We start from the raw sequence: 13,907 nt of genomic DNA, 5'->3' as shown, positions 1-13,907 counted from the left end.
ACTGCGGAACCCCTGTTTGAACAGCCGATTCGCTTCTAGAATTGTTGTGGGGCCGACGGCAGAGCCCCGGTGAGCCGGGGTGCCTTCCCAAGCGCCGCCGGCCCTTATTGATTCCGATCCGGTCACACTACGGTCACGGCTCTTCCGGGCCGGGCGCGGGCGTGTGACGATACGGGCATGAGCGAAGAACTTATGGCGGCGGCACCCTCCGGCGGTGGCGCTCCCCGTAATAGAACGGCCGGACTATTCCATCCCGAAGGCTCCGAGGCGACGCGGAAGATGCGCGAGCAGGCTCGGCGGCGGCGGGAAGCTGAAGCGAAGCTGCAGCTCCACCTGATGCAAAACCACAACAGGATCGCAGGCTCACCCGACCCGGCACTCTGAAGGGGCCGGTGAATCCAGGCAGGGCAACAGCGGCCACCCAGGCGCATTGAGGCGTTTGGGTGGCCGCTGTTCCGTTTGCACACCGGGTCCAGTCGCTGGGACCTTGACCGTACTAGACACGCAGATGCGCCCCTTCGAACGTCGTGGACCCCGGGCCCGGCGCGGGTAGCCTGTTGGGTGCTCCGAGTGCCCGATAGTCCCAGCCAGCGGCGCGGTATGCCACGGCGTCAAGCGCGTGCCGGCCGTCAACGATGTTGCGCAGCTGCACTAGCTCGCCCAGCGCAGCCGGGTCAGCGCGCCGGAAGATGTCCCATTCGGTCAGGACTGCCACGATTTCGGCCCCGGTCACGGCCTCCTCCAGCGAATTCGCGTAAGCGAGGTCCGGATAGCTCCGGCGGGCGTTCTCCATCGCCTTGGGGTCGAAGACCGTGACCTTGGCGCCGCTCTGGTGGAGCATGCGGGCAACGTCAAGGGCCGGGGCGTCGCGGATATCGTCAGAGTCGGGTTTGAAGGCGGCGCCCAAAACGGTCACGCGCACGCCCGCCAGGTCGCCGCACGCCATTTCGGTGATGAGGTCCACGGTCCGCTGGCGGCGCCGTTGGTTGATGGCGTCCACTTCCTGCAGGAAGCCGACCGCCTGCCCTACGCCGAGTTCCCTGGCCCGGTGCGTGAAGGCCCGGATATCCTTCGGCAGGCAGCCCCCGCCGAACCCCAGGCCCGGCTTGAGGAAGCGGCCGCCGATGCGGTTGTCGTAGGACAACGCCTTCGCCAGGAGACTGACGTCCGCGCCCGTGGCCTCGCAGATTTCCGCCATCGCATTGATGTACGAGATCTTGGTGGCAAGGAAGGAGTTCGCTGCCGCCTTGACCAGTTCGGCGGTGGCAAGGTCTGTAATCACCACCGGAGTGCCCTCGGTGATGATCGGGGCATAGCATTCGGCGAGCCGGTCCCGTGCCCATGCGGAGGGCACTCCGAAGACCAGCCGGTCCGGGTGCAGGGTGTCCTCCACCGCGTGGCCTTCGCGCAGGAATTCCGGGTTCCAGGCCAGCTCCGCCAGCGTGCCGGCCGGCGCGCTGGCCTGGATGTTGGCCGTGAGCCGCTCCGCCGTGCCGATCGGAACGGTGGATTTTCCCGCGATGAGGCAATGCCGTCCCAGCTCCGGGGCGAGGCGCTCGAGTGCCGCGTCCACATAGCGGAGGTCAGCGGCAGGGGAATCGGGTTCCTGCGGTGTGCCGACGCACAGGAAATGGACATCAGCATCCCTGGCCGCGGAGAAGTCGCTGGTGAACCTCAGCCTGCCGCTTTCCAGCATCTTCCGCAGGAGCTTCTTGAGGCCCGGCTCGAAAAACGGCAGCTGCCCCTCGGACAGGGCTCGTACCTTGGCTTCGTCGACGTCGATCCCCGTCACGCGGTGGCCCAGCAGTGCCATGCACACGGCGTGGGTTGCGCCGAGGTATCCCGTCCCGATGACGGTAAGGGAAAGGCTGGTAAACACCGGGGCGCCGGTGGAGAGGGAAAAGCCGGACGACGGCGGAACATCCGCGGCGCCGCGCGCCCGCCGAGAGGAACTGCTCATGTCAGGCTCCAATCTGTGCTCAATACCGGGACGGGTTCGCGATCCGGGGACGGGCTGGGGAAGGGCTTCACCAGGTAGCGCGTCGCACGTGCCCCCCAGGGTGGGCGGAAGGAGTAAAGGCAGGCCATGCGGAGGCGCGCGCAGGCACAATACGCGGCGAACCGTTCGGGCGCGACGTGCAGTTCTTCGGCTACGGCCATGATCTCGCCGTGGGCAATGGCATAGCGCCGCGTTGTCAGAAGCTTCTGGCACAACCGCAGCTCAAGGTTCACGGCGAGATTGGCGAGGTCCAGTGCAGGCTCGGCCTGGCAGGCTTCGTCAAAGTCCAGCAACCCGGGCGTGCCGCTTCCTCCCCGCCCCAGCAGTTGCTTGTCATGCAGGTCCCCATGCGCCCAGCGGAACGGATCGGGGCGCGTGGCCATGAGCCCGGTGATGGCATTCTCGGCCTGTGCAACGAGGCCGGTGCGGGCTGCTGCAGCTTCCGGGACGCCTTCGCTTTGCAGGAGCCAGAGATCGATCCAGCGCCGGAGATTGGCCACTTCGGCCGCGGGTGGGTGCAGTGGCAGTCCCGCTACGCTGCTGCGGAAATCGGCACTGTTGGCGACGTCAACTGTTTGCAGCCAGGCCAGTGACCATTCGCGCCACATCCGTGCAAAGGAGGCGTCCGTAACGGTCGCATGGTCCTGCCCGAGCTCATAATATGAGCGCCCCGGAATACTGCTGAAGACGACCACCGAGCGCCGGCTCTCCAGTAGCAAAGGGGCTGTGATGCAGCCTGAGGTCAGGGGCGCGGTGGCCAGGGTATGGTTCCTGGCTGCCGTCTCTGCCGGGCCGGGTCGGAAGACTTTTATGTACCGGCTGCCGGCGTGGACTACGGCGCGTTTGTGGGCGCGATGGGCCACGACTTCTCCCTTGGGGGCCTCCTTTGCGAGCGCGGGAAGCCGTGGGTCCTTCTCCGGTACCGGCTCAAAGATTCCGTGCCGCAGATGGGCCGCGCGGACACCCGGAATCCCAGGGGACCGGATTTCCAGGACGTAGACGTCGCCTTCGGGTCCGGGCCAGGCACGGCGGACCAGCCAATCCCTGCCCCCGGCATCGGTGACGCGGGACGGTATAGCAGGGTGCCAGCTCATGCGATCAACTCCAGGGCCCGGCGGAGGTGCCAGGCTATGTCGGCGGCCCATTCGGGGGACCGGTCCCGGAACGGATCCACGCTGCCTTTGAACAACCGGACGGCGGCCCAGGCATCGAGGTCCTTTTGCCGGAACCGTCCGCCTGCTTGAACATAGCCTTCGGTCAGACAGGCGGTCTTCGCACCGCCCGCGCCGTGGGTGCTCGCGGCTGCAGCACCGGGCGCCGCCAGAGTAGCTTCCTCCACGGCAGCGAACGATCCCAGATCGGCTTCGGCGGAGCCAGGGTGGGCCCGGTCGAAGTCGATGATGCGGACGTCCGATCCGCCCACGAGCACCTGATCGGCCGAGAAGTCGCCGTGGACGGGGACGCTGGTGCGCTCTTCGCGGTGGCCCAGCAGGCCGGGTAGGCCGCTCTCCAGTTTCCGCGCGTGCCCCTCCAGTTCGGGGACGAGCGCAGTCACCATGGCGCGGGTCGCGGCCAACTGTCTGATCAGATCATCAAACCAGTCACCGGGAGCGGCATCGGGACGGACGTGCAGGCCGTGCAGCCGGGCGAGAGCCTCCCCGGCGCGATGGGCACCGCCGGCCGCGTGCGCGTCGTCGAGTCCGGCCAGGTCACCTCCGCCCCATACTGGGCTGGCGCCAACTCCGTGACGTGCGCACTCCGGGTCACCGAGTTGCGGCAGGAGCGGGACGCCGTGCTCGTAGAGGCGCTGCTGAAAATCCAGCTGCCGTTCGGCGTCGGCCGCATTGGCCGCTATCTTGATCACGACGGGGGCCGCGGGATCCGGGATCATCAGTACGAGTCGCCGTTCGGGCTTGTAGCGCAGCACGCTGGCCGCACCGGCCAGATGGCCGTCGGGCGGAAGCCAGTCGACGCCCAGACGCTCCACGCCGTGCTTGCGGAGCCAGGCAAGGTTGCGGCGCAGCTTCCAGTCGTCGGCTATATCGCCGGTGGCGACGAGGGCACCCGGCTGACGGGGGTCGGGCCGGAGCACCCTGATGTTCCCGTCGCGCGACTTGGAGGCCTGTTCGCGATGGAGGAGCTGACCGCTTCCCTCCTCGGTCTTGGTCAGGGCCCAGCCGTAATCGAAGCTGCCGTTCCGGGTCCGGCGGAAAGCAACCAGCAAGGAAGTACATGGTTTGTAGCGGACCCTCGTCACCCGGACAGTTTCGCCGAGGAGCGCGGACAGATTGCCGTTGTCCAGCAGGTAGGGCAAACCTGCCAGGCCACTGTCCCGGCTGGCCAGGGCCCGGTCCGGATCCCGGAGGGCAGACGCAGCTGCGGTCATGGCACTTCCAGCCTTTCAAGCGGCCGCCCCGGGTCCTGATCGCCCATCCAGCGTGCGAAACGCGTCTCCGGATCCTGCAGAAGTTCATCCGGCCGTCCCTCCTCGACGATGCGGCCGTCCTCGAGCCAGATGACGCGGTCGCAGGAGCGGGCGGAATGCTCATCGTGGGTGATCGTAATCGAGGTGCGGTCCCGGGTGAGGGCAGCCAGGGCCTCCAGAACCGACTCGCGTGAGGCAGGATCCAGGCCTGCAGTCGCTTCGTCGAGTATCACAATGGGTGCCTGCCGGAGGATGGCCCGGGCGATGGCGATTCGTTGGCGCTGGCCTCCCGAGAGATCCTTTGCCGCTTCACCCAAGACGGTGTCGTAGCCCTCAGGCAGGGAACGGATGAAGGCGTCTGCCTGGGCCAGGGCGGCGGCGTTCTCGATTTCCTCGTCCGTGGCATCCAGGCGGCCAAACCTGATGTTGTCCCGGACCGTGGTGCCAAAGAGAACGGAATCCTGGAGCAGGATTGAAACGTGCGAGCGCACGGACGCGATCTTCAACTCCCTGAGGTCGCTGCCGCCGACCAGCACTGCCCCCGACGTTGGGTCGATCATTCGCAGGATGAGGCTGGCCAGGGTTGATTTGCCGGCGCCGGAGGGGCCGAGGATGGCCAGGTGTTCGCCGGCCGGGACGCTGAGGTTTATTCCGTGCAGCACGGTGGTTCCCTCGCCGTGGCCGGCGGTCACGTCGTCGAACACAATGTCGGGATGGGCGCTCGAAAGCACGCAGGCGTCGGCGGCCTCGGGGAGATCGGTCTGCGCCTCCAGGAGATCTGCCACCCGTTCCCCAGACGCCGTGGCGCGGGCGATCCGGCTGGTTTGCTTGGCCAGGTCCTTGAGGGGTTTCATCCCGGTCTTCAGATAGGTCAGGAAGACCACCAGGTCTCCTGGTGTGATCGAGTGGTCCAGCACGCGCATGCCGCCCCCGGCCAGGACGATCGCCGTGGCCACGCCAATCAGTACGTCCGTGCGGCGTTCAAGTGCCGCGGCCAGCCGCAGGGCCACCACTCCCGTTCCCAGGGTCTGCTTGTTGCTGGACCGGAAGTCGTCGCTGATGGTGTCCTCAAGGCCGTAGGCCTGGACTTCACGCATGGCATTCAGGGTCTGGGCAGCGGTGGTTGCCAGGGCGCCCTCACCTTTGCGGGACCTGCGGGCGGCCACCGTTATTGATGGCGAACTTCTGTGTGACAGCAGCACGAACGCGCCGCCGGCAAAGAACACGACGAGTGCGAGCAGCGGATCAAGCCACACCATGATGCCCGTCATGGCCACCAGAGTGACCATGTTGCCCAGCAGCGGCAGCCCTGCGGTAACGGCCACTTCCTGCAGCCGGGAGACGTCGCCCACCAGGCGCTGGACTGTGTCTCCGGAGGAGGCGCGGGTGTGGTGCCTCATGGAGAGGCTCTGCACATGGCGGAAGGTCCGCGCGCGAAGGTCGGCAGCGATCCTGGATCCAATCAGGGCGAAGGCGATCGCGGACCAGTAGTTGGCGATGGCCCGCACCACGCTGATGACCACAATTGCTCCGCCGCACAATAGGAGGGTTTCCAGGCTTGCGTCCATTGAGGGTCCGGGTTTGCGCAGCGTGGCGCCGAGTGACCGCGACACGGCGTCAACCACGAGTTTTACGGGCCAGGGCTCCAGCAGCCGGAAGAGGACATCGGCCGCAAGGGCCACGAAACCGCCGGCCATCAGGAGCCGGTGTCCCTTGAGATGCGGGCGCACGCAGCGGAGCGTCCGCCGGAGTCCGGACTCCGGCTTGGGCTCGCGGCCCGGCGCCCCGCGGCCGCCCGCATGTCGGGCAGTTGTGCTCATCGCAATGCCGCCTTTGGTTCGGCCGTCAAGGCTTCGGTGATGGTCGAAAGCACGTGGTTCCAGCTGAAGCGGCGCTCGGCGTCGGTCCGGGCCTGGCGCCCCAGGCTTGCGCGCAGCACCGGCTCAGCCGCCAGCCGCGTCAGCGCGGAGGCGAGCCCGGAGGTATCGGCGCCCGGAACCAGCAACCCGGTGCGGCCGTGCTCCAGGATGGACGGGATCTGGCCGACGGACGTTGCGATGATCGGCATAGCCGCCGCCATGTACTCGTAGATCTTCAGCGGTGAGAAGTAGTCTTCCCGGCCGGCGTCCTCGGGAGGGTACGGGGCCATGGCGGCGTCGCATTCATGAAGCAGGCGGGGCACGGTCCCCGGGGGAACTGCCCCGGTAAATTCCGTCTCCACCCCGAGCGTGGCTGCAAGGCGTTCAAGGTTGTCCCGCTCCGGCCCGTCTCCGATCATCCGCACGGTCCAGCGGTCCGGGTCGGCGGAGCGGGTGTTGGCGATTGCGACGGCGTGGAGCAGGTCCGGGACGCCGTGCCAGGGCTTCAGCGTCCCCACGAAGGCCACGGTGAGATGACCGGAATGCCGCCGTCCGGGGCGCCGGGGAGTGATGCGTTCAACGTTGACGCCGTTCGGAGCCAGCACGGTCCTCGCCGCGGGCACCCGGCCGCGGACCCAGCGGACCACAGGTTCTGAGACGCAGGAAACCACCTGCGCCGCACCCGCATTGTGGCGCAGGATTGCTTCGGCCGTTTCCGCGTCCAGCAGCTGGCGGTACCGCCGCTGCTCTTCAATGAGGGGTGCATTGACTTCGAGGACGGCCGGAATGCCAAGGGCCTGGGAAACAAGGGACAGGGCCGGGCTGAACAGCGAGTATCTCTCGTAGAACAAGTCGCAGCCGTCACTCAGGACTGTGTCTGCGAGATCCAGCGCCGCATCCTGGAGAGCACGCTCCGGGTGTATGCCGGGCCCCCGGAGCGGCTGGTTTTCGACGACGTCGAGATCGGCAAGGTCCGCCGGGCGGTCCTCTCCGCGGCGGGTGCAGTAGAGGGTGACGTCGTCCCCTGCATTGCGCCAGGCCCTGATGATCTCCTGCACGTGAACGGAGGAGCCTTTGGTGCCAAAGACGGGGACTCCGCGGTCGGCGCAGAGGTAGGCCACGTGCATCATGCCACCTTCCTTTCCGAAAGGGCCAGGGACCGGAGCAGCTCCACCTGCCGGCGGACGTCGTAATCCTGTTCGATCAGGGCGCGGGCGTTTCGGGACAGGGCAAGCCGGTCCGTTCCGGGCGCGCTGATCCGGCGGATTGCCCGGGCCAGGGCGTGCGGGCTTCCGGGAATTGCCAGAATCCCGGTTTGGCCATCATGGATCGCTTCGGGGATGCCTGTGACCGAGGTGCTGATGCAGGGCACGCCAGTTGCCATCGCCTCCAGCAAGACAGTAGGCATGCCGTCGGCGTTGCCGTCCGCGCCGATGACGCACGGGGCCACGAAAACGTCGGAGGAGTCAAGCAGTTCGAGGACCTCGTCCTGGGTCTGCGGTCCGATCAGCCTGACGTGGTTGCCGAGCCTGAGTCGTTCAATGGTGTTCTGCAGTTCCTCGGTAAGCTCGCCGGCGCCCGCGATCTGCACGTCGAGGTGAAAGCCCTGGCCCACGAGCTCTGCGGCGGCAGGCAACAGGTGCTGGAAACCTTTCTTTTCCACCAACCGGCCGACGGCGGCCACGCGCAAGGTAGTACCGATGGGGCGTGGCTCCCGGTAGGGGAAACGATTCAGTTCCAGGCCGTTGCGCACCAGATGGAGGCGGGAGGTGGCAGCGGGAAACAGGCGGCGGAGGTAACGGAAGTTGTACTGGCTGATGGTCACGGCGTGATGGGCCTCTTCCAGCTTCACCCGCAGTTCGTCGGCCTGGACTGACTCATGGAAGATGTCGACTGCGTGGGCCGTGAACGAGAACGGAAGACCGACGAGGGCCGCGGCGAGTCGCGCAACGCTGGTGGCCGCGTTGGCAAAATGGACGTGAAGATGCCTGATGTTCCGCTGCGAAAGGGCAGTTGCGAGGTTGATCGCCTGCGCAGCTTCGGTGCATTCGGCCGCGGTCAGTTGGCCCAGGTTGCGCGAAAGGGCTGCGGACAGGCCGGCTGTATCCGCGGCCCTGAAGTTCTCCCATAGCTCGGACGCCTTGAGCGGCCGGTCAATGTAGGTGACCGGAGCCTTGACCCGGGCAAGCTCGGGATGGAAGCGGGGGTCGTTGGGCTGGAGAAGTGAGAAGATTTCGATCCGGTCCCCGGCTGCCTCCCGGGCGAGGATTTCGGAAACGATGAAGGTCTCGGAGAATCGCGGATACATTTTCAGCACGTAGGCGATGGCCGGTTCAGACTGCAGCACGTGCCGCCCCTTCCCTGATGGTCTCCGCCCGCGAGCCGGCCGGCTGGAGGACCGGCTGCAGGAGGGCGGCTGCCAGCTGAGGCACACGGGCGAGCCCGTTGAGGTGCGCCAGCCGCCGGTCCACCTTGGTGCCGAGGCTTTGTGCCAGCCAGGCCGCCAGGATTGCAGGCGTCAGCGTGCCCATGTCGTGGCGGTCCAGATAGCCGGCCCGGGCCAGGGAGGCGGCCCTGATCTGCTGCTCGGAGCGGGAGTGGTTCCGGGGGACGATCAGCGCAGGCACGCTGGTGCTCAGGAGCTCGCACACCGTGTTGTATCCGCCCATGGAAACAACCGCCTGAGCATTCCGCATGTGCAGGACCATGTCGTCCAGGGCTTCGACCACCCGGACGCCGGGCGTGGCGTGCCGCCGCAGGTCGGCCAGCTCAGGCCCCGGCATCTGCGGACCCGCAACGATGAGGTGTCCGATTCCGGCTGGGAGCGCGGCGGCGGCGGCGATGCTCGCCAAGGCGTGACCATCGGCACCGCCTCCGACCGTTGTCAGGAAATAGGGGCCAGACATGCAGATTTTCCCGGATCCGGGCGGCCTGCCGGTCGCCAGGTAGCCCGTGTATCGGATCATGCTCCGGAGGGACTCGGGAATCTCGCCGGCGGCAAGTGGGTCATGGACTGCGGGGTCGCCGTAAATCCAGACTGCGTCAAAAAGGTCTTTGACGAGCTGTGCGCCGCCGGCACTGTCCCATTCTGCGAGGGCAGTCTCCGGGGAATCCAGCACCTCGCGAAGTCCCAGCACAACCTGCGCCGGAGTCAGGGCACGGGCACGGCGCAGCGCAGCCTCCAGTTCGCGGTGAATGCCAGTGGGATGGCGGTCAACCACGATCAGGTCGGGGCGGAAACCTCCCAGTACTGCTTCCAGCAGGGCGGCCCGCAGGGATACAAGGTCCTGCATGGGGACCGCCAGGTTTCGCGGATGGTAGCCGTCAGGACCCTTCTCGACGCCCGGCAGAATAACCCAGTCCCAGCCCGCCGGAACCTGGAAGCCTGGTGCAAGGGCCGTCCCGGAAATGAGGACGCCGGTTACTGGCCGGCCGGTGAGGCCGGGAAGCTGATTGCTTAGGGCGTGCGCCAGCGCCAGATTGCGGCGGACGTGTCCCAAGCCAAGCGAATCATGGGAATAGAGCGCAACTCTTAACTTTTTCAATGGGCCCCCACGGCCTACTGAATTCGCCCCCCACAGCCAACCGAATTCTCGGTGACGATTACTTTGGTCTAGCCAGCCCTTAAGAAAGGCGCGACCAGCGATAAAAATTATTAGACAACTCTCATAATTTGCCCTAAATGTACTGATGCCCGCGTAGGCTGCCGGTCAACGTCGTTAGAGCTGCCCCAAGAAAGTAATACAGAGCAGCCACAAGAAAGTACGACGCACCCTTGGGAAACCAACCAGTCAGGCGTGGAGCTCCGGAGGGGGCCGGCTGCGGTCCTGCCGGGTCTCTTTCCGTTGTGGCAAAGGCGACGGCGAGCAGCTGATGACAGTGGCAGCGGGAGTTGCCGCGATCTGCAGGGCAGAGTCCCGCAGCCAGGCGTCGTCGCCTTGCATGCCGTCAGTGCTGCGCGCTTGCAGCGGCTCACTGGACGCGTCAAAGAAATACGCGACCGGCGGGTAACCATGAACTGCCGGGCTCGGCGCCAGTCCCGAGATGGTGGCGGCGCCGTGGTGGTTATTGAATGCAGAGTTTCGGGCCAGGCCCTGAGTGGACGCCCCCAGGAACACAACGAGTGCGAGGACTGCCATCACCGTGGCGGGCTGCAGACGTTTTCGCTGGTGTCCGCCCGCGGCGGACGCCAACTGTCTGAAGAGGGTGTGCATAAATACCCCCGACGAGAGGAGGGTGCGAGATGTGTCCCACGTTGCCACCGCTTGTCGTGTAGGTCAATCCTAAAAATTTATCGTTCAACTTTTCTTTCTCGGCCACCTGACGTCGAAAGCAAAAAGAACGACGGCGGGAGGTCCCGCCGTCGCTCCAGTGCGTTCGTTTGGGGAACAGGCTGTGGAATTCAGCCGGCCGTGCTGCCCCTAATGCTGGCCGAGATTTCCACCCATGGGCGGGACGGTGCCCGGGCCGCGGTCAGCGGTCTCGTCGCGATCCGCAGCGCTCTGGGTGTCACTGGCGGCTGTTTCGTCCGAATCGCCGTCGTCGTCAATGAGGCCGTTGGTCTGGTCGAAGGGATGGGCGATCGTCTCGTCGGCCAGCGCCGAGCTGTCCGCACCGGTTACCGGAGCCGTGCCGGTCACTTCAGGCGTCCCGGCGGTGCCTACTGTCTCGGTGTACACCGGCGTCACCGCCGGGGTAGCCGTGTGGTCGGGGACTCGCACTGTGGCGTCCGAATCGCTGCTGCGGGTGGCTGCGACGGCTCCTGCCGCTGCCGCCGCGGCAACGCCGACCCCCGCGGCGAGCTTGCCGGATACTCCGGCCTTGCCGCTGTCGCCGCGCGACATAGCAGCATGTTCGACGCCGGGTGTGCCGACGGAGGCGCCTTCGTTGACGGAACCCCGCCAGGCGCCGCTGGCATACCCTTCGTCTTCGATGAACTCCTTGAACTTCTGGAGATCGGACTCGGCCTGGCGATCCACCACGTTGAGCTTGTCACCGATCTTTTCCACCAAGCCCTCGGGCTCGTAGTCAATGAAGAGCCGGACGGACGTCTGCCCGCCGCCCACATCCTCGAACTCGACCGATCCGGCGTTTGTGGCACCCTCGGTGGCGGCCCAGGCGACCTTGCGGTCCGGGATCTGCTCGAGGATTTCCGCTTCCCATTTCCGCTTGACGCCGGCGATCTCGGCCACCCACTCAAGGCGGTCGTCACTCAGCTGGGTCACGCTCTTCACGCCGCCCATGAACTGGGGAAAGTCCTCGAACTGGGTCCACTGGTTGTAGGCCGTGCTGACCGGCACATTGACCAGAATTCGTTTTTCAACCCTCGTGCTCACAGTGTCTCCTTTTGTCGACTTGAACAGGCACCGACGAACAAGAACACAATTCGTCAGCATGCTTACCATATCGGCCTGAACCGTTAGCTGGCCAGAGCCGTCCTCCGGCCGTAAGTGAAAGGGAGCCCCTGCGCGAATCCTGTGGACTCAAGCGCGGAGGCTCCCTGGCGCTCCGGTCTGGGGGGAAAGACGGAGAGCTTGGAATCAATGTACAGCCGGGTGGAGGCTTATCAGGGCATATTTAGGACATCTTGACTAAACCTTGAGCCGAATCACATCTATGCCCCGCGCGAAGAGAGGAAGGCGACGGCGCGCAGCCGGCGGGCATCCGCTAATCCTCGCTGCCCGCGGTGTCCACCACGCAGAACCGGTTGCCTTCCGGATCGGCAAGGATCACGTAGTCCGCGTCCGCCGGCCGCTTGCTCCACTCAACACGGGTGGCTCCGAGACCGAGGAGGCGCTGCACTTCGCCGCCCTGGTCCTCGGCGTACAGGTCCAGGTGGATCCGCGGCGGGATGCGGGCCGACGACGGGACCCGGTCCAGCGAGATGCACGTGCCCACGCCGTCCGGCGGCTGGAGGATCACAAAATCCTCATCCGCCGCCCTTCGCGGTTCGTAGCCCAAGGCTGCCTGCCAGAAGGCCATCTGGCGCGGGAGGTCATCAACGCGGATCACGATGGAGCCGATGCTCAGCATGCGGCCAACGTACACCCGCCCAGGGGCTCCGCAAAGCTGTTGCCTCCGGCCGCTCCGTTAGGCTGGCGACAGAGAACACCCGGCAGGCCGCCCTCCCATGTGACCGACCTGCCCCGAGCCGACGGAGCTGTTGGAGACCCATGACCCGGAAGATAACTGTGAGCCTGCCGGATGCGGCACTTCGCGAGTACCTGACGCCGAACGCGGCCGTCACGGTGTTTGAGTGGGACTTCGCGGGCGAGCCGCCGCAGCGCCAGATCGACATCGTGGTGCCGCCGTACATGGGCGGCCCGCAGGTCCTGCGGAATCTAGACGGCGTGGAGACGGCGCTGGTGCAGAGCCAGTCGATCGGGTTCGACGGTGTGGCGGAGGCGCTTCCGGCCGGACGGGTCTTTGCCAATGCCGCCGGAGTGCACGAAACGTCCACCGCGGAACTGGCCCTGGCCATGGTCCTGGCCAGCCAGCGGGAGTTCCCGCGCATCATGCGGAACCAGCAGGAGGGCGAGTGGGACACCAGGCCCACCGCAAGCCTGGCAGACCGCCGCGTCCTCATTGTCGGCTACGGCGGCGTGGGCAAGGCGATCGAACAGCGGCTCATCCCGTTTGAAACGAGCATCACGAGGGTGGCCAGCCGGCAGCGGACGGATGAGACGGGCGTCGTCCATGGCATCGCGGAACTGCCCGCGCTGCTGCCGGAACACGACATTGTAATTGTGGGGGTGCCGCTCGGCGACGCCACCAAGCACCTCATTGACGACGCTTTCCTGTCGGCAATGCCCGACGGCGCGCTGCTGGTGAACGTGGCCCGGGGCCCGGTGGCGGACACCGAAGCCCTGGTCCGCCACACGGCGTCCGGACGGATCCGTGCCGCCCTAGACGTCACGGATCCCGAGCCTCTGCCCCGGGACCACCCGCTCTGGGGCACTCCCGGCGTCATCATCACCCCGCACGTGGGAGGGGCGAGCTCCGCGATGCGCCCGCGGATGGGGCGGCTGCTGCAGCGGCAGATCGACCTCATGCTGGCCGGGGAACCGCCGGTCAACGTGGTGCTGGGCGGCTGATGCGACCCGGTCCCACTCAGGCCGGGTCCTCGTTCGGCCCCGTCCCCGTCAGGGTCCGACCGCGGACCGCCTCGGAGCGTCGGGCTCCAGACCGGGGACTGGAGACTCGTGCCGGCACCGCCGGAAAAACCGGTTGGCGGCAGGAGTCCACATCAGCGCGGCACCGGCCAGCGTCAGGGCCAGCCCGGCCAGGATGAGGCCCGAGAGGTCTAGCGGCGCTCCCAGCGCGGAAAGACCGGCGACCACGGTCAGGAGGATGCGGGCCCAGCCCGCGCCCCTCAGCAGCTCGATCGCGGCCCACACCTGCAGGGCGGTCAGCGGCACCGCGAACGCCACCATGTACGGCACCGCCCAATCGGGCGTGGACTGGCCGAAGTCGATGCGTGCCACCTCCAAAACAGCCGGCAGGAAGCCTGCAGCCACGGCGCTGGCGAGCCAGAACGCCGCCGACGACCTAATGACTGCCGGTATGTCACCGGGCACGCCGGAATCCAAACGCTGTTCCCCCAATGAAGTCCCCAATCTTCAAC

13 protein-coding genes are annotated in these 13,907 nt (G+C 66.6%); 2 read left to right on the top strand and 11 right to left on the bottom strand.

Annotation, left to right across the window (positions count from 1 at the left end; genetic code table 11):
• Nucleotides 1–177: 177 nt before the first annotated feature.
• Nucleotides 178–384, top strand: a complete 207-nt coding sequence (locus LQ144_RS09770; RefSeq protein ID WP_230118439.1) for a hypothetical protein — start codon at nt 178–180, stop codon at nt 382–384.
• A 112-nt stretch (nt 385–496) separates the two neighbouring features.
• Here the strand turns inward: LQ144_RS09770 and LQ144_RS09765 are convergent, their stop codons facing one another.
• The 10 genes from LQ144_RS09765 to LQ144_RS09720 all read right to left on the bottom strand — a co-directional run bounded on the left by LQ144_RS09765 (nt 497) and on the right by LQ144_RS09720 (nt 12,316).
• Nucleotides 497–1,960 carry a UDP-glucose/GDP-mannose dehydrogenase family protein gene (locus LQ144_RS09765; protein ID WP_290369745.1) on the bottom strand — a complete coding sequence of 488 codons (1,464 nt, stop codon included), beginning with the start codon at nt 1,958–1,960 and terminating at the stop codon, nt 497–499.
• Complete coding sequence (locus tag LQ144_RS09760) at nt 1,957–3,093, bottom strand: phosphotransferase (RefSeq protein ID WP_230118438.1); 1,137 nt, start codon at nt 3,091–3,093, stop codon at nt 1,957–1,959. The genes LQ144_RS09765 and LQ144_RS09760 overlap by 4 nt, the downstream gene beginning before the upstream one ends.
• Nucleotides 3,090–4,385, bottom strand: coding sequence for a phosphotransferase (locus LQ144_RS09755; protein ID WP_230118437.1), 1,296 nt, complete (start codon nt 4,383–4,385; stop codon nt 3,090–3,092). Before LQ144_RS09755 ends, LQ144_RS09760 begins: the two co-directional genes overlap by 4 nt.
• Complete coding sequence (locus LQ144_RS09750) at nt 4,382–6,244, bottom strand: ABC transporter ATP-binding protein (protein WP_230118436.1); 1,863 nt, start codon at nt 6,242–6,244, stop codon at nt 4,382–4,384. The genes LQ144_RS09755 and LQ144_RS09750 overlap by 4 nt, the downstream gene beginning before the upstream one ends.
• Complete coding sequence (locus LQ144_RS09745) at nt 6,241–7,413, bottom strand: glycosyltransferase family 4 protein (RefSeq protein ID WP_230118435.1); 1,173 nt, start codon at nt 7,411–7,413, stop codon at nt 6,241–6,243. Before LQ144_RS09745 ends, LQ144_RS09750 begins: the two co-directional genes overlap by 4 nt.
• Nucleotides 7,410–8,630, bottom strand: a complete 1,221-nt coding sequence (locus LQ144_RS09740) for a glycosyltransferase family 4 protein (protein WP_230118434.1) — start codon at nt 8,628–8,630, stop codon at nt 7,410–7,412. Before LQ144_RS09740 ends, LQ144_RS09745 begins: the two co-directional genes overlap by 4 nt.
• Entirely contained in the window at nt 8,617–9,828 is a 1,212-nt protein-coding gene (locus LQ144_RS09735) for a glycosyltransferase (RefSeq protein WP_230118432.1), read from the bottom strand. The genes LQ144_RS09740 and LQ144_RS09735 overlap by 14 nt, the downstream gene beginning before the upstream one ends.
• Nucleotides 9,829–10,074: 246 nt before the next feature.
• On the bottom strand, nt 10,075–10,497 hold the full coding sequence (locus LQ144_RS09730; protein WP_230118430.1) for a hypothetical protein: 423 nt from the start codon (nt 10,495–10,497) through the stop codon (nt 10,075–10,077).
• Between the two features lie 207 nt (nt 10,498–10,704).
• Nucleotides 10,705–11,619, bottom strand: coding sequence for an SRPBCC family protein (locus LQ144_RS09725; protein WP_230118428.1), 915 nt, complete (start codon nt 11,617–11,619; stop codon nt 10,705–10,707).
• Between the two features lie 331 nt (nt 11,620–11,950).
• Nucleotides 11,951–12,316, bottom strand: coding sequence for a VOC family protein (locus tag LQ144_RS09720; RefSeq protein WP_230118427.1), 366 nt, complete (start codon nt 12,314–12,316; stop codon nt 11,951–11,953).
• A gap of 140 nt (nt 12,317–12,456) precedes the next feature.
• Between LQ144_RS09720 and LQ144_RS09715 the strand changes: the two genes are divergently transcribed.
• Entirely contained in the window at nt 12,457–13,377 is a 921-nt protein-coding gene (locus LQ144_RS09715; RefSeq protein ID WP_230118424.1) for a 2-hydroxyacid dehydrogenase, read from the top strand.
• Between the two features lie 48 nt (nt 13,378–13,425).
• Here the strand turns inward: LQ144_RS09715 and LQ144_RS09710 are convergent, their stop codons facing one another.
• Nucleotides 13,426–13,860 carry a hypothetical protein gene (locus LQ144_RS09710; RefSeq protein ID WP_230118422.1) on the bottom strand — a complete coding sequence of 145 codons (435 nt, stop codon included), beginning with the start codon at nt 13,858–13,860 and terminating at the stop codon, nt 13,426–13,428.
• Between the last annotated feature and the right edge of the window lie 47 nt (nt 13,861–13,907).

It is taken from the genome of Arthrobacter sp. Bi83, assembly GCF_918698095.1.
In the GTDB taxonomy this organism is placed as follows: domain Bacteria; phylum Actinomycetota; class Actinomycetes; order Actinomycetales; family Micrococcaceae; genus Arthrobacter.
The sequence above is the reverse complement of the archived record's forward strand: the minus strand, read 5'-3'. Positions and strand labels throughout refer to the sequence as shown.